Annotated in this window: 22 protein-coding genes and 1 pseudogene; 8 read left to right on the top strand and 15 right to left on the bottom strand. The window is 61.8% G+C overall.

Going from position 1 to position 23,434, the window contains the following annotated elements; all coding sequences use genetic code 11:
- Positions 1-68 precede the first annotated feature (68 nt).
- Positions 69-2,072, top strand: a complete 2,004-nt coding sequence (locus tag AC56PL_RS19825; protein ID WP_497154903.1) for an OPT family oligopeptide transporter — start codon at positions 69-71, stop codon at positions 2,070-2,072.
- A 6-nt stretch (positions 2,073-2,078) separates the two neighbouring features.
- On the opposite strand, the gene AC56PL_RS19820 is transcribed toward AC56PL_RS19825, so the two are convergent.
- The 4 genes from AC56PL_RS19820 to AC56PL_RS19805 all read right to left on the bottom strand — a co-directional run bounded on the left by AC56PL_RS19820 (position 2,079) and on the right by AC56PL_RS19805 (position 5,367).
- Entirely contained in the window at positions 2,079-2,309 is a 231-nt protein-coding gene (locus AC56PL_RS19820; RefSeq protein ID WP_495518353.1) for a LuxR C-terminal-related transcriptional regulator, read from the bottom strand.
- A gap of 189 nt (positions 2,310-2,498) precedes the next feature.
- Entirely contained in the window at positions 2,499-3,536 is a 1,038-nt protein-coding gene (locus AC56PL_RS19815) for a DUF8320 family protein (protein ID WP_497154902.1), read from the bottom strand.
- Entirely contained in the window at positions 3,533-4,747 is a 1,215-nt protein-coding gene (locus AC56PL_RS19810) for a sensor histidine kinase (RefSeq protein WP_497154901.1), read from the bottom strand. Before AC56PL_RS19810 ends, AC56PL_RS19815 begins: the two co-directional genes overlap by 4 nt.
- Positions 4,714-5,367: a response regulator gene (locus tag AC56PL_RS19805; RefSeq protein WP_497154900.1), complete on the bottom strand. Its 654-nt coding sequence runs from the start codon at positions 5,365-5,367 to the stop codon at positions 4,714-4,716. Before AC56PL_RS19805 ends, AC56PL_RS19810 begins: the two co-directional genes overlap by 34 nt.
- A 402-nt stretch (positions 5,368-5,769) precedes the next feature.
- Here AC56PL_RS19805 and AC56PL_RS19800 point away from each other — a divergent pair, with 402 nt between their 5' ends.
- Positions 5,770-6,717 (top strand): DUF808 domain-containing protein, encoded by a 948-nt coding sequence (locus AC56PL_RS19800; RefSeq protein WP_497154899.1) that lies wholly within the window; start codon positions 5,770-5,772, stop codon positions 6,715-6,717.
- Between the two features lie 46 nt (positions 6,718-6,763).
- On the top strand, positions 6,764-6,982 hold the full coding sequence (locus AC56PL_RS19795) for a hypothetical protein (RefSeq protein ID WP_497154898.1): 219 nt from the start codon (positions 6,764-6,766) through the stop codon (positions 6,980-6,982).
- Between the two features lie 50 nt (positions 6,983-7,032).
- Here the strand turns inward: AC56PL_RS19795 and AC56PL_RS19790 are convergent.
- Positions 7,033-7,407 (bottom strand): annotated as a pseudogene (locus AC56PL_RS19790) (GIY-YIG nuclease family protein); the annotation flags it as partial.
- Between the two features lie 21 nt (positions 7,408-7,428).
- Positions 7,429-7,635 carry a hypothetical protein gene (locus AC56PL_RS19785; protein ID WP_497154897.1) on the bottom strand — a complete coding sequence of 69 codons (207 nt, stop codon included), beginning with the start codon at positions 7,633-7,635 and terminating at the stop codon, positions 7,429-7,431.
- Between the two features lie 368 nt (positions 7,636-8,003).
- Here AC56PL_RS19785 and AC56PL_RS19780 point away from each other — a divergent pair, with 368 nt between their 5' ends.
- Positions 8,004-8,456, top strand: coding sequence for a hypothetical protein (locus tag AC56PL_RS19780; protein ID WP_497154896.1), 453 nt, complete (start codon positions 8,004-8,006; stop codon positions 8,454-8,456).
- Here the strand turns inward: AC56PL_RS19780 and AC56PL_RS19775 are convergent.
- The 5 genes from AC56PL_RS19775 to AC56PL_RS19755 form a co-directional block, all read right to left on the bottom strand.
- A complete protein-coding gene (locus tag AC56PL_RS19775; RefSeq protein ID WP_497154895.1) occupies positions 8,428-8,622 on the bottom strand; it encodes a hypothetical protein in 195 nt (64 codons plus the stop codon). The genes AC56PL_RS19780 and AC56PL_RS19775 overlap by 29 nt on opposite strands.
- A gap of 139 nt (positions 8,623-8,761) precedes the next feature.
- Positions 8,762-9,058 carry a hypothetical protein gene (locus tag AC56PL_RS19770; protein ID WP_497154894.1) on the bottom strand — a complete coding sequence of 99 codons (297 nt, stop codon included), beginning with the start codon at positions 9,056-9,058 and terminating at the stop codon, positions 8,762-8,764.
- A gap of 253 nt (positions 9,059-9,311) precedes the next feature.
- Positions 9,312-10,610, bottom strand: coding sequence for a lipase family protein (locus AC56PL_RS19765; protein WP_497154893.1), 1,299 nt, complete (start codon positions 10,608-10,610; stop codon positions 9,312-9,314).
- Positions 10,611-10,780: 170 nt separating this feature from the next.
- The gene (locus tag AC56PL_RS19760; protein WP_497154892.1) at positions 10,781-11,572 is read right to left on the bottom strand and encodes a hypothetical protein; all 792 of its coding nucleotides are present in this window, start codon (positions 11,570-11,572) and stop codon (positions 10,781-10,783) included.
- A gap of 89 nt (positions 11,573-11,661) precedes the next feature.
- Positions 11,662-11,922, bottom strand: a complete 261-nt coding sequence (locus AC56PL_RS19755) for a LuxR C-terminal-related transcriptional regulator (RefSeq protein WP_497155297.1) — start codon at positions 11,920-11,922, stop codon at positions 11,662-11,664.
- Positions 11,923-12,514: 592 nt separating this feature from the next.
- Between AC56PL_RS19755 and AC56PL_RS19750 the strand changes: the two genes are divergently transcribed.
- Together AC56PL_RS19750 and AC56PL_RS19745 are read left to right on the top strand one after the other, a co-directional pair.
- A complete protein-coding gene (locus AC56PL_RS19750; RefSeq protein ID WP_497154891.1) occupies positions 12,515-13,822 on the top strand; it encodes a hypothetical protein in 1,308 nt (435 codons plus the stop codon).
- A 44-nt stretch (positions 13,823-13,866) separates the two neighbouring features.
- Entirely contained in the window at positions 13,867-14,487 is a 621-nt protein-coding gene (locus AC56PL_RS19745) for a uracil-DNA glycosylase (RefSeq protein WP_497154890.1), read from the top strand.
- A 133-nt stretch (positions 14,488-14,620) separates the two neighbouring features.
- On the opposite strand, the gene AC56PL_RS19740 is transcribed toward AC56PL_RS19745, so the two are convergent.
- The 4 genes from AC56PL_RS19740 to AC56PL_RS19725 all read right to left on the bottom strand — a co-directional run bounded on the left by AC56PL_RS19740 (position 14,621) and on the right by AC56PL_RS19725 (position 19,633).
- Positions 14,621-15,904 (bottom strand): SIR2 family protein, encoded by a 1,284-nt coding sequence (locus tag AC56PL_RS19740; protein WP_497154889.1) that lies wholly within the window; start codon positions 15,902-15,904, stop codon positions 14,621-14,623.
- Between the two features lie 304 nt (positions 15,905-16,208).
- Complete coding sequence (locus AC56PL_RS19735; protein WP_497154888.1) at positions 16,209-16,670, bottom strand: hypothetical protein; 462 nt, start codon at positions 16,668-16,670, stop codon at positions 16,209-16,211.
- A gap of 120 nt (positions 16,671-16,790) precedes the next feature.
- A complete protein-coding gene (locus tag AC56PL_RS19730) occupies positions 16,791-17,183 on the bottom strand; it encodes a hypothetical protein (protein ID WP_497154887.1) in 393 nt (130 codons plus the stop codon).
- Positions 17,180-19,633, bottom strand: coding sequence for an AAA family ATPase (locus AC56PL_RS19725; RefSeq protein WP_497154886.1), 2,454 nt, complete (start codon positions 19,631-19,633; stop codon positions 17,180-17,182). The genes AC56PL_RS19730 and AC56PL_RS19725 overlap by 4 nt, the downstream gene beginning before the upstream one ends.
- A gap of 119 nt (positions 19,634-19,752) precedes the next feature.
- On the opposite strand from AC56PL_RS19725, the gene AC56PL_RS19720 reads away from it, so the two are divergent.
- Together AC56PL_RS19720 and AC56PL_RS19715 are read left to right on the top strand one after the other, a co-directional pair.
- On the top strand, positions 19,753-22,824 hold the full coding sequence (locus AC56PL_RS19720) for a DEAD/DEAH box helicase (RefSeq protein WP_497154885.1): 3,072 nt from the start codon (positions 19,753-19,755) through the stop codon (positions 22,822-22,824).
- 43 nt (positions 22,825-22,867) lie between these two features.
- Positions 22,868-23,197: an endonuclease NucS domain-containing protein gene (locus tag AC56PL_RS19715; RefSeq protein ID WP_497154884.1), complete on the top strand. Its 330-nt coding sequence runs from the start codon at positions 22,868-22,870 to the stop codon at positions 23,195-23,197.
- Positions 23,198-23,434: the final 237 nt, after the last annotated feature.

Below are 23,434 nucleotides of genomic sequence, written 5' to 3'. Positions count from 1 at the left end.
TCAACGAGACCGTCGGATCGCGGCGGTGATCGATCAATGAACCCATTTGGTGTGAGGGGTAGCCGCAAATGTCCACAGATGATGTGACGGCAACGCGTACGAAGTCGTCCGGTCTGCGCGAGCTGACGCTGCGAGGGATCATCCTCGGTGGTCTGATCACTCTCGTATTCACAGCCGCGAATGTCTACCTCGGCTTGAAGGTCGGCCTCACGTTCGCCACCGCCATCCCGGCCGCAGTCATCTCGATGAGCATCCTGCGCAACTTCGCCAACCACACCGTGGTCGAGAACAACATCGTCCAGACGATTGCTTCGGCAGCGGGCACGCTCTCGGCCATCATCTTCGTGTTGCCCGGCCTCATCATGGTCGGCTGGTGGACCGGATTTCCCTACTGGATCACCGTGGCGTTGTGTGCGATCGGCGGCATTCTCGGCGTCATGTATTCCATCCCACTGCGACGAGCACTGGTGACTGGATCTGATCTGCCCTACCCCGAGGGTGTGGCCGCCGCCGAGGTGTTGAAGGTCGGAGACACCAACGCGGGCGCCGAAGAAAACCGCGGCGGTATGCGGATCATCATCATGGGCTCGGTCGCGGCCGCGGGATTCTCGCTGCTGGCGGCACTGAAGGTGCTCAGCAACTCTCTGGCCGGTGCGATCAAGGTCGGCGCCGGTGGCACCATGTGGGGCGCGAGCCTGTCGTTGGCCCTGATCGGCGTCGGTCACCTGGTGGGACTCACCGTCGGTATCGCCATGCTCGTCGGTCTGGTCATCTCGTTCGGCATCCTGCTCCCCATTCAGACCAACGGCGAACTCCCTGCCGGTGAGTCGCTGCTTGACGGGGTCAGCAGCATCTTCTCCTCCGACGTTCGGTTTGTCGGTGCAGGCGCCATCGCCATCGCAGCGATCTGGACGCTGCTCAAGATCATCGGACCGATCCTGCGAGGCATCCAGAACTCGTTGGTCTCGGCCCGGGCGCGGCGTAAGGGCGACAAGGTCGATCTGACCGAGCAGGACATCCCGATCACCATGGTTGCGATCGTGATCCTGGTGGCCCTGATCCCCATCGGCTTGCTGCTCTGGGACTTCGTCCACAACACCGCACTGCATGGGACCGCCACCGGCATCATCTCCGTCAGCATCATCTTCGTCTTCGTCATCGGCCTGGTGGTCGCGGCGGTCTGTGGATACATGGCCGGACTCATCGGCTCGTCGAACAGCCCGATCTCGGGTGTCGGAATCCTGGTCGCCATCCTCGCCGCACTACTCATCAAGATGGTCTACGGCGATGCCGACGACGCGCAGAACACCGCGCTGATCGCCTTCACCCTGTTCGTGACCGCGGTGGTGTTCGGTGTCGCAACAATCTCCAACGACAACCTGCAGGACCTCAAAACGGGTCAACTCGTCGGCGCGACGCCGTGGAAGCAGCAGGTCGCATTGATCATCGGCGTCCTGTTCGGATCGGCAGTCATTCCGCCGATCCTCGGGCTCATGAACACCGCGTTCGGTTTCGCCGGTGCCCCCGGCGCCGGTGACGACGCACTCGCCGCCCCGCAGGCCGCGTTGATCTCATCGCTGGCCGAAGGCGTGTTCGGCGGCGACCTCGACTGGAACCTCATCGGTCTCGGCGCCCTGATCGGCGTCGGCGTCATCATCGTCGACGAGATCCTCTCGCGGTCGACCTCCAAGTTGAGCCTGCCGCCGCTGGCCGTCGGAATGGGCATGTACCTGCCGATCGCGTTGACCCTGATCATCCCGGTCGGCGCCATCATCGGCACCTTCTACAACCGGTGGGCTGTTCGGAGCGGCGGCAACGTCGAACGCAAGAAGCGGATGGGCGTGCTCCTGGCCACCGGCTTGATCGTCGGCGAAAGCCTGTTCGGCGTCGTGTTCGCCGGCATCGTCGCGGCCACCGGTGACGAGAGTCCGCTGGCGGTTGTCGGGGACAGCTTCACCAGCTGGGCCGAGATCCTGGGCGTTGTCGTCTTCGTCGCTGTCATCGCCTGGCTGTACAAGAAGACTCAGCAGATCGCGAACCCGGTCAAAGACGTGACCGTCACCAAGGGCTGACCCAGCTCACAACTCGTCGACGGTGATGTAACCGTCTTGCAGGGCACGTGCGAGCAGGACCGCCTTGGTGACCGCTGGGCGGCCTGCTGCGTCGTACTTGTCGCGGATCCGCGTGATGTGGGTGTTGACCGTGGAGCCGGAGATGAACAGGCTGCGCGCGGCTGCATCTTTGGTGTTGCAGACGAGCCACGTCCGCAGAACCTCGATCTCGCGGGCGCTCAGGGACGGTCTGGTCACAGGTACGGCAGCTTCCATCGTGTGCACGGTGTTTCCGATCTTCTGGTCGCCGGCCGCGGATTGACCGGCGATGTGTACTCGAAATTAGTGCCGCCGACGTGGGTGCACCAGACGGATCTTGCGGGGTCCCCCGAGTAGGGGGCCCTACAAATCGGGGCATCGAAAACCCGTTGATGACATCGCTTCTCGCTACGTCTGAACTTCGGTCCCGGCATGGTCGAAGGTGATGCGGCGGGTTCCGGCGCGGTCATGCACATAGATCGACGCCAGCGCGGGCCGGTCTGGGGGCAGGATCCGCACGCAGATGTCGCCGTTGTGTGCGTCCCGGAGGGTGTCGATGATCCGTCCGCGAAGTAGTTCACTGATGGCGGCCGGTGTCGCGTCCATCCCGTGATCGTCGATGAGGATCACCTCCACGCCGCGGGCTCGGGCCAGCCGCGCGGCCGCATCGATTTCGGGGGTTGTCAGCGCGGGCGCTCGCAGGCGATCACGCAGGTTCGCCTCGACCAGCTCATAGGTTGCCGCCTCCTGCGGACTGAACTCTTCGGCGGTCGCGATCCGTTCCAAAAGGGGTCTGGCCATCTCATCGAGCTGCCGCAGACGGGCATCTCGTTCTTCGGTCGCCGCACGTGCGGCCGAGAGCGCGGCGATCCGCGCAGTGGCGGCATCACGCAACGCAAAGACGGCTTTTCCGTTAGGCCGCAGCGTAAACGAGAGCAGGGTCGCCATCGCCAGGGGCCCGCCGTCGATGACCACCATCCCGACTCCGAACAGGAATCCCTGGTCGGTGAACGCACCCCACAGTCCGTAGACCAGTGCCATGGCGAGCAATCCCCACCATGCGCTGATCCAGCGTCCGCGCACCGACATGAAACACAGAATCGTTGTGCCCGCCCCGTGCGTCCATCCCTGCAGTGGCACCTCGAGCGGAACCGGCATCACCCACAGCATCAGCGCGGACGCGATCGGTCCGGCCGCGGCCAGCGCCCAGGTCGCGGGCACGGGCAGCGGGTCGCCCGGCACGGTGATCAGCGCGATGGTGCCTGCCGCCAGGATCACCAGTCCCACGGCCACCGGCCAGAAAGAACTGATCCCCTGCCGGGTCGCGGCGGCCACGATGGTGATCGCGACGATGTACACCGCCACAACACCTTTGGCTGCCGGCGTGTGCATCCCCAGGATCGCGGTGATATCCCGCGGCGCCGCTGACCGCGCCCGGGTGATCACTGTGGCCGCGTCCAGCTGATGCCGATCCGGGTGCCGTGGCCGGGTTTCGAATCGACCGTGGAGCTTCCGCCGTCGAGAACGGACAGCCGCCCACGAATACTCACTGCAAGACCCAGTCGTTGTGGCGCGACCGCACGTAGATCGAATCCGACGCCGTCGTCGCACACGTCCACCCGGATCGAGTCGGGCTCGAAGCGGGCGACCACACTTCGCGTCGCCGCCGGTCCGGCGTGGGTGACGCTGTTGCGCACGGCCTCGGTGGTGGCTGCGGCGATGGTCAGCACCACATTCACCGGATAAGACTGTGCGTCATCGCTTCTCGTGACGTCAGCTGCGACGGTCGGATCCGCATCGACGACCGCGCCGCGCAATTGAGCAACTGCCGCATTGACCAAGAGAACGTCGTCGTCGGTCGGTTGTGTGTGAAATCCGTCCATGTCGGCCAGGGTGCGTTTGGCCTGAACGGCGAGGCGCTGCGAGGCGCCCTGGCGCGCGGCGGCGAGCAACGTCGACATCACACCGTCGTGGGTCAGTGCGTCAAAACGCGTTCGTTCCAGTGTTCTCGCTTGTGTCGCAGCGGCTTCCGCTGCCGCCGCGTACGCCGACTCACGCGTTGCATCAAGGATCGCCGCGGTCCGGATGCCCATCACCGCGGCGGAGAATGGGATCAAGCAAAAGGCGAACGCCCAGGCGATCTCGGGGATCACCGGCCCATTGAACTCAGGCGCTCGGACCTCGTGATTGATCAGCTGGACCACCACGGTCACCCCGGCCAGATAGGCAAATGCCCACCGCGCCCGCCACGCCGCAGCAGCGACGATGGCCGGAAGTCCACTGAATTGTGAGAACCACATGCCTCTTTCGCTGGCCAGGAGCATCCCGTCCCAGCCCAGCGGCCAGAGTGCCAGGGCCGCCACGTATCCGATCGCTGCGACCGACGCGGTCCTGCGCAGCGCCGGGATACTGCTTCGCATCGCAACGGCTCCCATGACGAGCCCGGTCCCGAAGATCAACACGAGTGCCGAGACCGTCCACCACCCGGCCATCACTTCCGTGGACTGCCCGATGTTGGGGATCACCAGGACGAGGTAGAAGAGGTAGCCTCCACCGACGAACAGTGAGAATTGTTGCAGTATACGGTGTCCGGCGGTTTTGGCTTCGTCCCCGATCGCCGCGGCTATCGCCGGAAACGTCGCGGAATCGGTAGCCATCCGTCCTCAATCGCTCGTTTGTACAGGTCGGTTTTGGTGGGTGCGGGCCGTCCCGCGTCGCGGTACTTGCGGCGGATGCGGTCGACGTAGTCGCTGACGGTTTCCGGCGACAAACCGGTTTCCTTCGCCACCCGCGCCGTCGGTTCTCCCGACGCATACAACTCCAGCACTTGCCGCAGCCGGGGCGAGAGGTCGACAAAGCCGGGGTCCGAGTCGAGTGCGGCCGCCCAATCCACCGACGCCACTTGCCGTCCCGCCCCAGCAGTTCGGATCGCGTCCTGGATCTCGGCCTTACGCGCAGACTTGCGGATCACCCCGAGGACACCCGCGGAGGCAGCTTCCCGCACCAGAAACGGTTCATCGCCCGAGGTGTAGACAAGCGCTTCGATATCCGCTTCGCGCAACCGGGTCACATTCGAATGCGGCGACGAACCGTCGGACAAGCGGAGGTCCAAGATCACCAGTCCGATGTCCGAGGTGGACTGCAACAACTGATCCACCGTCTCCGCACCGGCAACGAAGGCCATGTCCTCGCCCTCCTCGATGATCGTCCGCAATCCCTCCACCACGGACTCATGGTCGTCGATCACCGCCACCTGTAACACTCGGCGGGCCGTCACCGGTTCCCCCGGCCATAAGAACGCATCCCGACATTCTGACGCACAGATTCGAAATCTGCGCGCCAGGATTGTCCTTTTTCAATTAGTTAGTGCAAGTATTTCTGATGCCGAATTACCGCTGGCACAACGGCATACAGAAAACAGTCCCACGAATAGTGGACCGGTCCTGTAATGCGAACGCGTGGAAATCACCGTCGGGCCGACACCCAGCGATGATGTCGCCGCCCACGGCTGTTCACGAGGACCAGCGGATCGCCTCGCCGATGTTGGGCGACGTTGTGATCCATAACCAGGACTGGTCCAGAAACCGGCATCGGCCACGTTGGTCTGGCACGAATCGGCTGCAGGCCGCCGACGACGTATCCTTCGGGTGGATGCACACCGTCGAACTAGGAGGTTCCCGTGGCCGGCGGACTCGTCGCACTGCTGGATGACATCGCAGCGATCACGAAGGTTGCCGCGGCGTCCCTCGACGATGTCGCAGCGGCAGCAGGCAAGGCCAGTGTCAAGGCAGCAGGCGTGGTTGTCGACGACACTGCAGTCACGCCCCGCTACGTGCACGGATTCTCCCCTGCCCGCGAACTGCCCATCGTCGGCAAGATCGCGCTCGGATCGATCCGCAACAAGCTCCTGATCATCCTGCCGGTGGCCATGCTGCTGAGCCAGTTCCTGCCCGGAGCTCTGCCGTATCTGCTGATCGCCGGCGGCCTGTTCCTGTCCTACGAGGGCGCCGAGAAGGTCTACGAGGCGCTCACCGGCCACTCCGGTGACGCCGAGGAGCCCACCGAGCGTGGCCCCGAGTTCGAGAAGACGATGGTCAACGGCGCGATCCGCACCGACCTGATCCTGTCGGCCGAGATCATGGTGCTCTCGCTGTCGTCGGTGGAGGACGAACCGTTCGTGACCCGTCTGCTGGTCCTCATCGCCGTCGCGTTCCTCATCACCGCGCTCGTCTACGGCGTCGTGGCGCTGATCGTGAAGATGGACGACGTCGGCCTGGCGCTGGCAGGACGCAAGTCGACTCTGAGCCAACGCGTCGGCCGCGGCCTGGTGACGGCCATGCCGAAGCTGATGAGCGTTCTCACGGTCGTTGGCATCGCAGCGATGTTGTGGGTCGGCGGACACATCCTGCTGATCAACATCGGCGAAGCCGGGTTCCACTGGCCCGCCGATCAACTTCACGACCTCGAGCACTGGTTCGGACACCTCGTCCACGGAGGGTTCGGTGGAGTGCTCTCCTGGATCGCTGGCACCACGGTGTCAGCAGTGTTCGGTCTGATCGTCGGCGCGATCATCGTGGCGATCATGCACGTGATCCCCAAGCGCAAGAAGGCCGACGCCGCGCATTGACCACTAGCCCGGAGACCGGCACAGCGCGAATGCTCTACTGGTTCACGTGACCGAACGCGCCATCGCCCTGGACATCTCCCCCGAAGCACTGACCCTCGGGATCTCGTTGTACTCCATGGCGATCCTGGTCAGCATCGGCGTCGGCATCAACGCCGCCAGGCGCCATCGTCGTCGGCTGGCGTGGATCATGGCGACCGTCGTCGGGGTGCTGACCATCGCTGGGGTGGTCATCGCGGTTCTGAGTAGTACGACGCATTCCCCGTAGCACTCTGGCAGCACCTTGTGTGACCGAAGAACGACTCGCGGCGTGGGGACCTAGGCGCTTGCCGACGGAAGTACCGGCAGCTCCCGAGCCTTCTCGACTGCCGACCGTCGCAATGCTCGCAAGGTCGCGGTGAACGGGTTGTTGGCGCCATCGATGTTGAGCGGCAAGTCGAGAGTTTTGATCAGTTCATCTTCGAGTAGCCACGGCTTTGGATGCGTAACCCACGAGACCAGTGCATTGCGTGCTATCCAGTCCGACAGTGCGGCTTCCCCGCTACCGAACATCAAGCGTTGACTGAGTCCAACGCGTCTGAGCCGAAGCCCGAGTTCATCAGACAGTAAGCAGCCGAGCGACTTTCGCAACGTCGATCTCGACGCGTTGGCCGTGTCGTGAGTCCTGATGCGTCGGCGAATGTTCTGCCGGCTGGCAACACCGGTCGCCGACGGCTAACTCGGGCTGATGCCTGCGTAGAGCAGAACCAGACCGTCGTCCCGGTGGACACACTTCGATGTGTCGATGTCTGCCGGCAACGACGTGAACCACCAGCCGTAGACCCCCGGCTCTGCCGGCACCGGATACGGCTTCGCGAGAACCTCCTCGCGGGAATGTGGCCGGGCCGCGAGGTAGGGCGCGTGATACTCATGTTCAGACATGCAGTGCCTACAGTAACGCGTGGTGAGATCGCCTCCATGAAGTTGCAGAATTCTGCGTCTCGCCCACTGCGCCACATGGCAATCGCCTGTTCAGCCGACCGTTTTGTCGGGGTCTGGTTTACGGCCGAATAGATATCTGCCGATGCCGTAACACGTGCCGGCTCCGCGGCTATTTAACAGGTGACGCGTCTGATTCCAGCGATACGTGCTGGCTGCCAACGGTACCCAGGCCCGTTCGGATGGGACGCCCCACATTGTCGTCATGCCGCGGCGGCCGCAGAGTCTGAGCATCACTCCGATTGGGCCAACTACGCGTCAGCCGCATTTGCCGTCCGACGGTGCCACCCGAAAGAAGAAATGAACACGAAATGACCACATCTTGTTACCTGCCGCCATTCAATCGTTCGAAGCCCAGTCAGCCGTCGTGGTCCACGCCGGACGATGGTCAAACGAGCTTCCCTGTCGCGACGGTGACCGTCCCGCCGGCAGCTGTCACCGTGCAGCAGTCCCCCACTACGGTGGAACCTGTGCAGCCATCGACTCTGGCAGTCGCGCCGATCGCGCCCGCGCCTACGTCCGCCGTGGCATCTGGAGGCATCATGCCTGCGGTCGTGTGCATGAATCGGCTGGATGCGCAGGACCTCATCCAGGAAAACGTGGTCTTCCACTCACGCAGCAGTGATGCTTCTGGCGAACGACGCCGACAGATGATCGACAGCAACTGGGTCGTCGTCGGTCAAACACCCGAGGCGGGGACACACATCATCGAGAGCGAGACAGTTCTCTCGGTCGTCAAGATCGGCGGGCCCAGCGGATGTTGACGACAACGAGCACTCGCACACGCCTGGCCGGCGTCGTGGCCGGCTGCGCTTTACTGATCATCGGATGCAGCTCGACCGCCGAAGACTCGGAGACAGACAGTTCATCAGCTGTCTCGAGTAGTTCATCACCGGCTGTGCCGCGCTCGACATCAACTAGTTCAGTCATCACCTCGCCGGTCGTACCCAGTAGCCCGCCGCCGGAAAGCACCACTACGCCGGCCCCGCCACCGGTTGAAACCACCTCGGAAGTGATCACTTTCGAGTGTGGCGATCCGTCGCTGTATCAATCCGGCACTGCCATCTATTCAGACGGAACCACCGGCTACGAACCATCGTGTGACACCCACGTCCCGCCGACCGGCAGCCAGGACCAGAACGGCGATGGTGTCATCAGCGGTTTCGAGCGATGCGGCACAGCGTGCGGCGAGGACCCGACGAGCGGCGAGATCCAAACCCAGTGGGGATGCGAGCAGGGGTACATCACCGGCCCGATCTGCGACGAGATCGGAGTGCCCACGCCGTAATCCCACGGTGGCGCGCCTCAGACCCCCACCGCTGGCACGTACATCTTTTTCGGCATCGACGAGTTTGTCGGAACACATTTCGACAGTAGATTCGGTTCCATCCCAGCGGACCCTGGGCATGCCCGGTCATTGAACACACCGACGAGCCCCGGCCTCGATGCCACGTTCTGCATTCATCGGCCGATGAATGACCACCGGCCACATCCCCTCGTACCTCGAACACCACACCGGCACAACGAGATTGTCACACTCGACACGGTTAGCCTGAATTCGCACTTGCTCAAGGGTATCGAGGAGTTCCTTCCGCTCCGGCGGCCGTGACGGAGCGCGTTCAGGCGATGACACACCGCGGCTGCGGAACCCGCGTGAACCGGTCCATCATCCAGCCGAGGGCGGTCGGGATACCGAAGAACTCGGGGATGCCGTGTGCTGCTGCGGTTCCCGGGAGTATCTGTGGCAGCGGGAAGGTGGTGAACTGCACCGTCGCACCCCGGCCGCACCATTCGCGGGCGACGTCGCGCGAGCTACTCCACGGCACCACGTCGTCACTGTTGGATGCCACGATGAGAATCGGCGCTTCGGGAGTCAGGGTGCCGATGCGCTGCTGGTCGAAGATGGGCTTGAGGACCGGGCTGGCAGTGGCCACCTCACCCAGGGGACGGCCACTGCTCGTCCACGCACTCGTCCGTTGGAAGGCGTACCGCGCAAGCGTTTCCGGTACACACTGGTTCGCGGTCTCGCGCAACAGCGACTTTCCCGCAGTGTTGAGCACCCGGTCCAGTTCAGGACGGGCCTCTGGATAGTCGGCGTAGATGCCGTTGAGCGCGTATCCGACAGCGCCGGTGAGGATCCCACCTTCGGCGAGCGCCAGGGTCTTCAGCGGATCCACTGGCGGTGCGCCGGCGTAGGTTCCGCGGACGTTGAGCTCGGGCGCGTACTGGCCTTGAAGTTCGGCGGCTCCGGCGACCGCTCCCCCGCCCTGCGAGTAGCCCCACATCCCGACCGGCGTGTTGCCTGGGAGGGATTTCAGGTCGATGGCCGCGCGGGCCGCGTCGAGCACCGCGTGGGCCTGGCCCACGCGGTTGAGGTATCCGTGCACGGCAGGGGTACCCAGACCTTGATAGTCGGTGACGACCACCGGGATGCCCTGAGCGACCGCCGCATAGATCGCAGCAATCTCGTACTGCACCATCACGTCGAGTCCGCCGCCATATTGAATGACGGAGTTGAACAGCCGCGACGGTGCACACTGATCGCCTTGACCGTGGGTACCGACGGCCATACTGATGATCGGACGCGGACCAGGCTTGGCCCAGGCAATGGCCGGCTCAAAGTAGGTGCCGGTGACGGCGATCGGTGCACCGTTGACGTCTGTGCTGGCGTACATGATGCGGGTGCCAGTGGCGGGAAAGGCGCCACCGCCGGCCGGAATACTGAACGCAAGTGGTGAGGGTTCGGACCGAAGAATGCTTCCCGGGGTAGCCGAGACATCGGTGGGCGGCTGGTAGAACGCCGGCACCGGGGCCGCGCCGGCACCTCCCGCACCGGCGAACATGCTCACCGCGGCGAGGGTCACCGCCGCCAGGACGCTCAGGAGCAGGTGGGGCAGGCGTGCGACGGTGGGGGCCATTCTGCGGAAATTACCAGGTGCGAATTGCAGGGGTACCATTTTCGCGGACGCGGTGTCCGGGTAATTTCGTTGGCATATGAGATCTTCATTCGCGTCATGACGAGATGACTGGTAGGTATCGGAAACTTCGTTCAATTCTTGCGGCAAAAATGTCACCGCGCCACGGGAGATCACGCCCCTCCGAAAAGCCTCCGCAGCCACCCGCCGAAACCTCCCCCGTCACCGGCGGGTTCGTCGGTCACCCGACGGTTGATGTCATCGACGTCGTGGAACGCCTGCGCTCGAGCCCGGATCGCCTCCACCGAATCGAGACCGGGATCAAGGAACGGGCGGCGCTCCTGAGTGCCGACCAACCGGGTGCGAAGCGCCGCCATACGAACAGTTTCGGCGTCACGCAGAGCCAGTCGAGCAGCGGTCTCCTGTTGCCGGACGAGCCTGTCATCAACGGACCGAGCGTGTTTCGCGGCGTCTTCCAAGAGTTTCACCCGCTCATCGAGCTGCTTGCGACGGGTATCCAGCCACTGTTTGCCATCTGCCACGGCTTGATTGTCCGACGCGTGACGGGACGGCTTCAGTTTGTCGACCAGTTCCTGCATTGCACTTGCCTGCACAGCCTGAGAAGCGATCCAGAACAGGTCAGGCCCGAAATCGACATCGCCCAACCACCCCTCGGCCGCAGCGTTCGATGAGGTGATCTTCGCGACTGCTGATTGCGCCTTCTCCACGAACCTGCGGTCCTTCTTGTCGCACTGCGTCACCTCGTGGGAAGTAACGAGATAGCCGGATTCCACCAATGACCTTTTGTGCGAGTCCCGTTCGTTCCACAAACCTTCCCGCAGCCATGCCCCTGTCGCGAGGACCACCATCGCCACGAAGGCACCCGCGAGAAGGAACGCGATGTGCACCATCGACGCGGCGACCAATGAAACGGCCACGCACACGGCGGCCGTATTCACAGTCAACGTTCGACTCGACACCACAGACAAGACTGGACGCTCCCTGAAGCGAGGTGCATCGGCGGCGTAGTACTCGTACCGACCATCCACAGGAGTCAGAGCTCATCAATGGTGATCAGGCCGTCTTGCAAGGCCCGCGCCAACAGCGCGGCCTTGGTATTGGCGGGCCGGCCCACAGCGTCGTACTTCCCGCGGATGCGCGAAATGTGGGTGTTGACCGTCGCCGCGCCGATGAACAGGGAACGGCCGACCTCCTCCTTGCTGTCACAGATCAACCAGGTCCGCAGGACCTCGACCTCACGCCCACTCAATCTCGGCCCGGCGGTCCGGGCACCCGCCTCATCCATCGTGTCCATCACGGATCCAATCCCTCCTTCGCAGACAGTCGGAGTTGACTGCCATCTACGACGAGAAAGTAGAGGGCGGGTCCGACATTGAAATCCGTTGCGAGACTGGATATTTACTTCCACCCATGTCATTTCGAACGCATGATCGATCGGGACTGTTGAACGTCGCGAATTGTCACACGCCCGCGCTACCGTTGCATTGCGCCGAGCGCCGACAGAAAGGGAGCGAAAGGCCCCGGAACCACGTTATCCGCCCGACTAGGGAATGGGTCTTTCGGAATCACGCAATCCCCTAAACGGATTCTATTGATCGGCCCGGCGGCTGTGATCTAGTGGCTGGATGGACTCGGCGCTCGCCGCGTCGCGTGCCTCAAATAGATTCTGCCGGCACAAGTCTGGTGGATCAGACGAGGAAGTCAGAACGTGGCCACGTCTCAAAGTGACGAACACGCGCGACTGTGAGGCAGCGCCGGACGATGAACCGATAGTCCGAACTGGTAACCCTGCCCCCGTACAGCGGTTGGCCCCGGGACTACTAGCCGGCGACATCTGTCGCAGTCCTGAAATATGGTGAGCTCCACAATTACGAGAAGGACTCAAAGTGGTCAACAACGACAAGAGTATTGTGCCGGTCTGGACCTTGGCCACCCGGGACGTCACGGTTCCCGTGCTCACGGGTGATGAGTCCATGACTCCGGAGCGCCTCACCGAGCTGCGGAACGTGCTAGCAGCGCTGGCCGATGCACCCATAGCAACTCTTGAGGCTCACCCCCTGCCCACGACATTTGACCGCAGCCGAGGCATCCACCTCGACAGCGCAAGTCCGCTGGCCTCACACCTCTCCCAATTGATCAGTCAGACGTCGAAATCAGGCACTGCTGCGAACATTGGCGCCGGCGGCGAAGCCCTGTATCGGATGGTTGTGCCGGCCAAGGTCGCGGCACAGGTCGGTGGCGGGCTCGTCAAGCCGATGACCTCGAAAGCAGTGGCCGGCGGAGTGCATAGCGCCCTAGTGGGGCCTTCGGGCATCGCCGCACAGGCAACGTTTGTTCCAGTCGCCGGCCAAGCCGCGGCCGCCGGAGCCGCGGGTGGGTCAGCCGCCACAGCAGGGGTTGCTGCAGCCGGTGCCGGAGCACTGACGGTGGCTGCTCCGCTGGTCCTTATGGCCGTTGCGGTCGGTGTCAGCGCGCACGCAGACCACAAGCGCCAACAAGCACTCGAGAAGATCACCGAATTGCTCGAGAAATTGCATAACGATGCACTCCAACATGAGCGAAGCGCACTCAACGGATGCCGCGACGCCATCGACAAAGCGACGAGCATCCTCCTCGATCAAGGACGAATCGGCGCGTCCATCGGACTCGACTCCGCCGTGCACGCCATCAGCAGCGCGCTAGCCGATGCAGAAGCTCGTTTGACGAACTGGGAGAAGGGCCTTACGACCCTGCAGGACGGCCGAGCCGAACTCAAACCACTGCGCAAAGCATTCGATGGCATCGACGAAGAAGGCGGAGAGTTCTATGCCCACCTCGAACTCGCCGAACTCGCCATCGCCCTGAAGAAGCGAGTTATCGTTCTTCAAGCAGTCGAACACGCCCAGAGTGACCACGGAAATTCGTTTGAAAACTTCACCCGGGCCCTAAAGAACGACCAAAAGCGCGTCACCGAGCTGGAATCGAGAATTGCTTCAGTGCTGACGGGGCTGTCAGAGCTCAAACTAGATCGCTCGCACGGCGTTCGTGATTTCATGTTCTCGGCGGGCGATGTCGACCTGCTGCTACGCACCTCCTTTCGCTTGCGCGAGTTAGGCAATGGCGTCAGCACCACTCCCAGCCAATCTGATGTGGCCATCGAAATCGCCCGCAACGCGGACGGATCAGTTGTCGTCCTCCCTGCGCTTGTTGCATAGACCTATCGACTATGTCCGCACAGACGTGTACAGAGGTGTGAGAAATGCCAAATGGCCGCAACGCTGATCCTGCGATCGTCGCTGACAAGCTGTCGCGGATTCGCGAGCCACACGTCGCAGAATTGAACAGGCTCGCCGACACGATCGCCGACTCGCTAAGACTTCCGCGAGGTCGCGTTCCGTACGTCGATCCCGATCAAGGTGGAGTCAACGCCAGGCTCCTTGTCCTGCTGGACAATCCGTCCACCAAAGCGGAAGCCGGAACCGGATCGGGACTGTTGAGTCTGGACAACAACGATCGGACCGCCCGCAATTGCCGCGAAGCGTATGCACGACATGATGTGCCTTGGTCGGACGTAGTGCACTGGAATGTCGTGCCGTTCCCCGTAGCCGGTGCCAAGAACGGCGGTTCCACAGCGGCGGAACGCACCCAAGCAGCACGGTGGACACGCGAATTTATCGACCTGTGCCCCCGCATTGAGTTTGTCCTGCTACTCGGAGCGGCTGCGCGTGATGGATGGATCCGCGCCGCAGTTCACCGAGACATGATTGTTCTGCCCGGAAAGATCCCGCATTGTTCAGATCGAGGCCTGAACTCACCCGGCGGACGAGACCGATTCGAATCTTCCATCGCGCAAGCAGCGGCTTTGCTTCGCAGTCACTAGCAAGCAATCCACGCACCTGCCGATGACCATCCCAGCCTCGGCTGTCTTGTGTCGAGACCTTTCCGAGGTGACGAGGCTCTCGTTGTCCCTGTTGAAGGCCCGCGCCATGTCCGATCATTTTTACCAGCGCACTTTAGGAGTGGCTGGCCCCTAGTTTGGTGAGCGCTTCCACGAGCGGAGTCACGGACGCATCCTCGATCTTGACCACCGCCGACAGCAGATCGCGGGCCGCAGCGGCGGCGGAGCGAGCCTCTTTGCTCAAGAGACCTTCGAACCGCTCATCCAGCAACCATGACGAATCCGTCGATGCGTATGCCGCTACCGCGTCGAGGAACACCTCCATGTACCGAACACGGTCCGCGGTGTCTGCTCCCTGGCAACTGATCCAGTCCAGCTGGTTGCTCCACAGTAGTCTCCTAGTCTGATCATCGGAGACGTCCAGAAATGTGCCGAATTCGCCGTCAAGTTTGTTCAGCTTGCGAAACTCGTCAACCTCCAAAGTCAGGCGCGACACGTTGTCATCGGTCAGTGAAGCACCCACGACCAGAAGGTGTTTCGTGAGCAACATCGATTGCAACAATGACCCAGCGGGCTTGGCAGAAGCGTCGAACGTGACGAATCGTCGGCGAGTAAGGACGATCGAATCTGGGTCCTCAACATCGCCGTGCATCTTCAAGATCCAGGGCTGCTGTGCCGCCACCGATTCCCTCGGCAGAACGCGGATTGTCGCCGCCTTGTCGGTGGATCGGACGGCCTTTTCGTAGAGCTGGTCATAGTTGGTCGTCACAACCTCGTTGCACCCGAGGCCGGCCAACAGCGCGTGCGCCAAGGACGGAGTTCCGGTTTCAGAAATGATGGCCGCGACCTGTTTACCCAGATCTGGGATCATCTTCTCGAGCAACTGTGCCTGGTCTAGCGCCGGAAACCGCGATGGATCTGGAACCTCGACATTCGAGCGTTCGGCCAACTTGGTCAACAGCTCACTCCAGCCTGGCAGCCCGGCACCGATGCTGACTCCTGCACCCAGAAATAGAGCAAGGTGTCCTTGCTTTGCCAATCCGCCCAGACGGATGGCATCCCGCATCCAGGCTTCATCGAGAGCCCAATGACATCGCTCCCGCCGGTGGTGCTGCGCTGCGCTAAACAAGGCGCGGTCCGGAGTCACCAGCGCGACATCGATTCCGAGAGTCTTAGCGCTCACGGTCAGCGTCTCGATCAGTTGCGCGAGGATCTCGCCCTTCGCGGAATCCATACCGCCGCCACTAGTTGCCAGCACCGGCACGGCCACACGAAGTCGTCTCCGCCCCTTGCCGATAGCGGGTTTGCTGGCAGCTATCTCCGCAAGCAATACCGTCAATCGACTACTGAGGACAGAGCTATCGCCAGATGCAACGTCGCCAACGTCGACAAACCACACCCTCGAATCGTTTGCACTGGGACCGATTCCGCGTTCTGTCCAGGTCTTTGGCCTTGCCGCGTCGCCAGCCATCCCGACGATCGACTGCCGACTATCACTAACGTTGAAATACCGGTCGGTAGGGACCACAGCTACGTCATGCGCAACCGCTTCGATCCGACCGAGGACGACAAAGACATGGCCTGGTATGGCGTTCACCGGAACAACCTACCTCGCTCCCAGTCTTCCCTTCACGATTACACCCCGATGCGAGGGATCGAGGGCGAGCAGCCAATCCGTAGGCTAGGTACATATTTGGGCCGATTCACTGCCCGCGGCGGCGTATTTCGGTTCGCATCGACCCGATCTTTCGGTCGTGTTCGAAACTTCTCCTTTTCAGCCAACCGAGTTCACTATCTTCATGGTGCGGTCCAGAACCGTCACGGAGCGTCAACTTCTCAATCTCGCTCAGCACCAACTTCCTTCGATTCTTCTCCAGAGCAAGTTCGACTTTGAATGCGTCGACCGTAATTTCTGACAGGACCAATTGCGAAGAAGGTCTAGCAGCCTTAGCTTTGGACCTCAACTCCAAAGAACGGATACGCGAACGCTCCCACCAAAGCCCCAGCGCCACCGCGATTCCGCACCAGGCAGCCACCGCAGAACCGGCTCCGTGCTGGCCAAACATTGCCCACAGCAAAGCTTTTCCTAGGGTGAGAACAACTCCAGCGGCGGACAGCATCCCTAATAGAGACAAGTAAACAATCGGCTCTTTTCGCTGGCTCAAGAGCACCACCTTTCGTCGGAATCAAACCGTAACGTTCGACTATGACAAAGGCATGGTCGGCAGATGACCGAAGATCGTCTACCCACCTGTTTCAGCGGACTGGCGTCAGAGCAGACTGGCTTACGCTTTACCCTGAAGCACCGCCTTCGAAACACAATCCGGGTCCACCGAAATCAACGCAGCGAAATTGACACACAACATCTTTACTTCTCCGACCGTTGGCGCCAGCTCGTACGCATGTTGATGACAGCAAGCACTGAGCTGATTCCACGCGAACTCGATCTGCGCCGGTTTATCTCCGTCGTCAAGAGACTTGAGAATGGCCAACCGCGATCGCATTGAGGCACCTGAACACTCGGCGCCGATCGCTTCGAGCCGTTCATCAACCAGCGCCTCGACAGCCTGCCGAGCGACGAACGCGGCGAGCCGTGCAGAGTTTCCCGAGCGTGAACCGATGGCGCCGTCCAGGATGCGTTCAGACTCGCGCAGCATCTGCGCCACCGCGGTCGTCATACTTCGGCGAGGATGTCGTCGACGGTCTTGTGGAGATCCCGAACGTCGTCCTTGGTGAGACTCAGGATGTTGCCGTGCGATCCCTTGTTGCTGATCGTCAGAGCGGGGAAACGATGCTGACGGTACGACCGCCACGCAGAGATATCCGCTGTCGCGTCTCCGTGAACAGCGAGTGCGACCCGCTGATTCGTCTTCTTGTAGACTTCCCACTCCAGTTCGGACTCATCGTGAGGTTCACCCGCCGCCGCACGCTTGGCGTAGAAGACCTGTTGCGCAGCAGATTCGAGCGCGAGGCGAAAGAGTCCCGGTGCAGCGCGGCGTTTGATGACATCGTCGACATTGTCGTCGGCGACGAGCGCAAACGCGTCGCTGGCGTACCGCTTCGCGGGACTATCAGCCGTCTTCACCGAAATTGACGACCCAATCTCGCGAGTGACTTCAAGCAATTGAGCGGGGACACCCAATTGGCGGATCGACGCCGCCAGACGGTCATCGTGCGAAAAAACGATGACCTGCCGGGTCTCAGCCAGCGTTCGCAAGACGCTGATGAAGCCATCAATCTTGGCCGGATCCATCGCTTGGATGGGGTCGTCGAGGACGATGAACCGAAACGGGCTGGACTGAGCAGCTGCCCGCGGAATGAACAACGCCAGAGCCAACGCGTGCAGCTCACCCTGACTCATCACGGTCAAGGCGGCCGCCGGCTTACCGTCGACACTGCCTTCGAGCACGGCCTTGCGGTGAGTCCGCTGTCCCTGCAGAGTAATTGAGCTGATATCGACGTTGCTTTCTTGGCGCAGCTGCGACCAGATCTCTCGTGCACGATCAGCTATCGGTTCCATTCGCTGATTGCGCAGTGTGTTCGCGTTGGCGGTCACCCACTTCTTGGCATCCTCGAGCTGAGTGACGATGTCGTCGCTGCCCCGAGCCGTCTGCTCCAAACTCAACCAACCGTTGATCTTCGCCGCGACTGGTGCCCATGCATCTTCGAGAGTCTCGGCGGCCGCGGACGCCTCCGTTTGAAGCCGGATGAGAGCCTCGGCGACGGGTGGCATCACGGAATTGAGATGCTCGGCGAGGCTGCCAGCGTCTGCCGGTACCGCTCGCGCATCGGCTAACACTGCCGCGTAGGTATTCACGGACGGCAGGGCAACTCCGTCAATCGGCGCGATGTCAGCTACTCCGTTTACCAAGCCGTTCGCCGCCTTGCGCGCCACAATCAGGTCTTCCTGCGCAGTTCGATAGTCCCCAAGCCGCTCATCCTCTGCGGTAAGGAACGCGCGCGTGTGTTCGTCCCACGCGGTGTCGAGTATTCCCACACCGCAGACCGGGCAGTGCTCGTCGTCCCCATTCTCGCGATACGTCAGTACGAGCCGCAGCAGCGCTGACCGTTGTTCAGCGGTAGCAAGCGCCTGATCCGCCAACTCGAGGACCCGTGATTCGCACTCTCGGAGCGACGATGTCGCTGCTGCAACGGCATCGAGATCAGGCACCTGGATTTCGGCGATCTGGCGAAGCCTCGCCAGCGTCACGGTCTGTGGTGTATCGGCGCCGCTCACCAATTTCGCAATTGCATCGAGGTCAGGGCGTCGCTTCTTCACCAGTTTCACGGCCTCGACTGCCCGCGGGTCATCAGCCTTTTCGAGAGCGTACTTCGACGCCTTCAACGCGTCAGATGCCTGAATCCGCGGTTGCTTTCGTTCCTTCAGAAGGTCGGCCAAACGCTGCTCCGCGTCCTGGATCTCTTCGAGGCCAAGGAGTGTCGCCAGCTTGTCGTACAGTTTCGAGGGTTCTTGGTCGAGCAGCGCACCGATCTCGTCATAGGTCAGGATTGGCCGATAGATATCGAGCGCGGTCGACCACCCGAGACTGGTGGTACCGGGCTGACGCTTGGCGCCAGCGACCTGAGTCCAGGTCTCGCTGCCGTCGAGCTGTGCGTCATCGGACCAGTCGACGCCGATCGTGGTTACCTTCGAGTCCGGTACCGCGAACTCGACCCGCACCTCACACGGCCTCCCTTCATGCAAATTTCGCCAACTGTCAGCCCACATCTTCGCGCGCTTGTTGCGCCACCGGTAGCTCTGCCCGGTGAGCGCGAACTCCAAACCTTCGGCAAAGCTGGACTTTCCGGAACCATTTCGACCACTGATCACCGTGATACCGGGATACGGCGAAACATCGAGAGTGGCTCGCGGGCCGATTCCTCGAAACCCCGCCACCGAAATCGACTTCAAGTAAGCGCCGAGGGGTTGGACAAATTCCACAGTTTCACTGTCCGGTCGTTCGGCTGGGGCAGCCGTTCCGTCGATTTGCTCCTGCAGCGCGTGGTCGCTGCCGAGGGCGCCGATGACGGCGTACTTCACGTGCTCGTCCAGCGTCGGATCAGCATCCAAGAGATCCCAGACAATCTCGATCAATGACTGCTCGACGGCCGGGGTCGGCTCTGTCATCAAGGCTCCTTTTTGTGATCCGAATTGCCACTCTCGCAGATGTATCCGACATTGGGACTCGATACGGATTCCCGGGTGGAACGTCACACCACGTCAGACCCTCGTGATCTACTCCAACGGTGAACGAACCTCTCCCCCGCGGCATTTACGAGTTGCTCCACACGCGGCGAGTCGACGCAGATTTGGCCTCCCAGCCGCTCTCGCCCGACTTTGCCGACATCGGTGACGGTGATGCCGCGACTGTATTGAGCCGACACCTTGCCGAGGCTCTCGTTCGACATCTCAGTGCCCTCAAGCCGGCCGATCAAGTCGCTCGGGCCAACGAGCTTCTCGGCCAGCTGGACCAAACGGACGAAGTTCTACGGCCCGAGTTGCTGGTGGCGCTCCGTGGCACGGACGAGCCGAAGCTACTGCGGCCTGCCACTCCCCTGTCGGAGGTCGCTCTCCTCACCAATACCAAGGGCGAGCCAAACATGGCTGGAGAGATCGCCCATGAGCTCGCGAGCGCGGACAGTGTGGACCTGCTCTGTGCGTTTATCCGCTTTGCCGGCATCTCGGTTCTGGGTCAACAACTTGCGGCTCTTCGCGAACGCGGGATACAGCCGCGAGTCCTCACCACCACCTACCGCGGTGCCACCGAGCGACGTGCGCTGGACACCCTGGTGACGAAGTACGGGGCGCACGTCAAGATTCGATACGAAACCGCCTCCACCCGACTGCACGCCAAAGCCTGGCTGTTCCGTCGACTCAGCGGCTTCGACACCGGTTACGTCGGAAGTTCCAACCTGTCGCGCTCGGCAATGGTCGATGGTCTCGAGTGGAACGTTCGGATCTCGGGGGTCAGCACACCATCGCTGGTGCGCAAGTTTGAGGCCACCTTTGACACCTATTGGAATGACCCAGCTTTCAAGGACTACGACCCGACCACCGACGCAGATCTTCTCGACCGCGCATTGGCCGAAGCTGGCGGCAACTCCCAGGGTCGGCAGACACTGACCGTATCCGGACTCGACGTCAGGCCCTACCCGCACCAAGAACGCATCCTCGAAGCCCTCGACGTAGAACGTCAGGTACACGACCGCCACCGCAATCTAGTGGTCGCGGCTACCGGTACCGGCAAAACCGTGGTCGCCGCACTGGACTATCGAGGCTTGTGCGAGCGTGCAGGCGAACGGCTTCCGCTCCTCTTCGTGGCCCACCGCAGGGAGATCCTCGAACAATCATTGCGGATGTACCGCGAAGTACTCGCTGACGGCAACTTTGGCGAACTGTATGTCGGCGGGGAACGACCAACTCAGTGGAAACACGTGTTCGCCAGTATCCAGTCACTTCATTCCAATGCACTCGAAGGCATCAACCCAACGCAATTCAAAGTGGTTGTGGTGGACGAATTCCACCATGCGGAAGCCGCCACCTACAAGCGACTTCTCAACCACGTCCAGCCCGCAGAGCTTCTCGGTCTGACAGCCACACCAGAGCGTACTGACGGCCGCGATGTCTTCTCGTGGTTCGACGGCCGAATCGCCTACGAACTCCGACTCTGGGACGCACTCGAACAAGACCTGTTGTGCCCGTTCCACTACTACGGCGTTGCCGACAACACCGACTTGCGTTCAATTACATGGTCACGCGGCAATTACCACATCAGTGACCTGTCAAACCTGTACACCGGCAACGACGCCCGCACCCGGCTAGTCCTGCAAGCGCTGAGCGACAAGGTCAGTGACCCGACCGCAATGCGCGCGCTCGGGTTCTGTGTGTCAATTGCGCACGCGGAGTACATGGCGCACAGATTCACGCAACAGGGCGTGGAGTCGCTGGCCGTATCCGCAGACACCAGTCCTGTCGCGCGAGCCGAAGCGTTCGCCAAGCTTCGCGCTGGCACCGTCCAGTGCCTGTTCGGGGTGGACGTCTTCAACGAAGGTCTCGACATCCCCGATGTCGACACGCTTCTGCTCCTGCGCCCAACACAAAGCGCCACCGTCTTCTTGCAACAGCTGGGACGCGGGCTTCGACGCACGAAGACCAAAGCAGTCTTGACCGTCCTCGATTTCATCGGCCAACAACGACGAGAGTTCCGGTTCGAGAATAAGTTTCAGGCGCTCACCGGGTCCAGTCGCGGACGGTTGCTCAGCGAAATCAGCGAAGACTTCCCGTTCCTTCCGGGCGGCAGCCGCCTGGTCCTCGACAAGGTGTCCCAGGAAATCATCACCGAGAGCATCCGGCACACGATTCGTCTTAACCGTCGCGCCGATCTCGTCGCCAGCATTGCCGCGCACAAGCCTCACACGCTGCAGGAATACCTCAGGGAATCTGGCCACGACCTCGTAGATGTTTACGGTGGCACCGCCGGCAAATCGTGGACCACGCTGGCCCGAGATGCACATTTGCCCACGCCTGCTTCGGGTCCCGGCGAAGAGGCATTGCTCAGGAGGATTCGGATCGTCACGCACGTCGACGATCTCGAGCGCGCCAAGGTGTACCGAAAACTCGCACAACCCGGCCGCCCCCGATACCGCGATCTGTCGTCCCGCGACCAGGCGTATGCGCGCATGCTGTTCTTCCTACTGTGGCCAGATCGCAGCGACCATGAGGACTACGACGCCGGCTTGCGGCACCTGCAATCCAATCCTGCAATCTGCGACGAGATCGGTCAGATTCTCGACGTCACCACCGACCAGATCAAGCACGTCCCCAAACCCATGGACGTCGACGACATTCCGCTCTCCACCCATGTGCACTATCGACGCGAGGAAGTCCTCGCGGCCATTGGATGGGCATCGTTGACGCGCAAGGCATATGGCCAGGCAACCGGCGTCGTGTGGACCGACGATGGATCAACGGGAGCGTTGTTCGTCAATCTCCACAAGGACGAGGGGCAGTTCAGCCCCACCACGATGTACCGGGACTTCCCGATTTCACGCGAGACGTTCCACTGGGAGTCGCCCAACAACACCACGGTTCAGTCGAAACTCGGTCAACGTCTACTCGGTACGAGCGGCGAGAACGGGCGGGTGCTGTTGTTCGTCCGGGACCGACCCAACGGCGACATCGGTGCGGAACCATTCATTTTCCTCGGTCCGGTGGACCTCGTCAGCCATCAGAGTGAGCGCCCGATCGCGATCACGTGGAATCTACAGCGACCGATGCCAGCCGATGTGTTCGCAAGCGGGTCGGTGATTGCGAGTTAGCAGACCCTCCAATGAGATTGGGAACACTTAGCACGAGAGGTGTATGTCAGCAGAAATCGCGTTGTGGCGGGTAGAAGGCGAGGCCAAGCGAGTCTTGCCATCGTCTATGCCGCTAGAGTCGCGCCTTGAAGAAATCATAGAATCTGACCCGGCGATGCTTGGCCGGCAGTTGATGATCATCGGACGTCGGGTGATCACCGCACACGGCAAGCAGATCGATCTTTTAGGTATCGATGGCGATGGGTACTTGCACGCAATTGAGCTTAAGCGAGACAAGACACCGAGGGACGTAGTTGCCCAGATCCTGGACTACGGCTCGTGGGTTCAATATCTATCGAACGATGACGTACGGGACTGCTGCACAAGTAGGTGACATCTGATCTGGCTTGCCTGCGGGCGGTCGGGAAGGTCAGTGATGCCCTTTTCTCGCAGTCGCAGTTGCATAGCGATCCAAGGACCCGAAGACCCACTCACCGGCACCGCCACCCGGCAACCCGCCTGCCTACGTCACGAAAAGTACTGCCATACACCAGGATAAGCGATCAGCCCATACCGAGATGAAAGGCCGGGGCTAAGTTGCTCGTCACGTCGCTGCAGGGAGTCGCCAACA

It is taken from the genome of Williamsia sp. Y721, from assembly GCF_059683565.1.
This window is presented reverse-complemented; position numbering and strand designations above follow the sequence as displayed.

What these genes read in the sequence shown, in the direction of transcription:
- AC56PL_RS19825 (WP_497154903.1), top strand. Translation starts at nt 69, where the DNA reads ATGTCCACAGATGATGTGACGGCAACGCGTACGAAGTCGTCCGGTCTG.
- AC56PL_RS19810 (WP_497154901.1), bottom strand. Translation starts at nt 4,747, where the DNA reads ATGGCTACCGATTCCGCGACGTTTCCGGCGATAGCCGCGGCGATCGGG.
- AC56PL_RS19785 (WP_497154897.1), bottom strand. Translation starts at nt 7,635, where the DNA reads ATGTCTGAACATGAGTATCACGCGCCCTACCTCGCGGCCCGGCCACAT.
- AC56PL_RS19780 (WP_497154896.1), top strand. Translation starts at nt 8,004, where the DNA reads ATGACCACATCTTGTTACCTGCCGCCATTCAATCGTTCGAAGCCCAGT.
- AC56PL_RS19775 (WP_497154895.1), bottom strand. Translation starts at nt 8,622, where the DNA reads ATGACTGAACTAGTTGATGTCGAGCGCGGCACAGCCGGTGATGAACTA.
- AC56PL_RS19770 (WP_497154894.1), bottom strand. Translation starts at nt 9,058, where the DNA reads ATGTGTTCCGACAAACTCGTCGATGCCGAAAAAGATGTACGTGCCAGC.
- AC56PL_RS19765 (WP_497154893.1), bottom strand. Translation starts at nt 10,610, where the DNA reads ATGGCCCCCACCGTCGCACGCCTGCCCCACCTGCTCCTGAGCGTCCTG.
- AC56PL_RS19755 (WP_497155297.1), bottom strand. Translation starts at nt 11,922, where the DNA reads ATGGACACGATGGATGAGGCGGGTGCCCGGACCGCCGGGCCGAGATTG.
- AC56PL_RS19745 (WP_497154890.1), top strand. Translation starts at nt 13,867, where the DNA reads ATGCCAAATGGCCGCAACGCTGATCCTGCGATCGTCGCTGACAAGCTG.
- AC56PL_RS19730 (WP_497154887.1), bottom strand. Translation starts at nt 17,183, where the DNA reads ATGACGACCGCGGTGGCGCAGATGCTGCGCGAGTCTGAACGCATCCTG.
- AC56PL_RS19725 (WP_497154886.1), bottom strand. Translation starts at nt 19,633, where the DNA reads ATGACAGAGCCGACCCCGGCCGTCGAGCAGTCATTGATCGAGATTGTC.
- AC56PL_RS19715 (WP_497154884.1), top strand. Translation starts at nt 22,868, where the DNA reads ATGTCAGCAGAAATCGCGTTGTGGCGGGTAGAAGGCGAGGCCAAGCGA.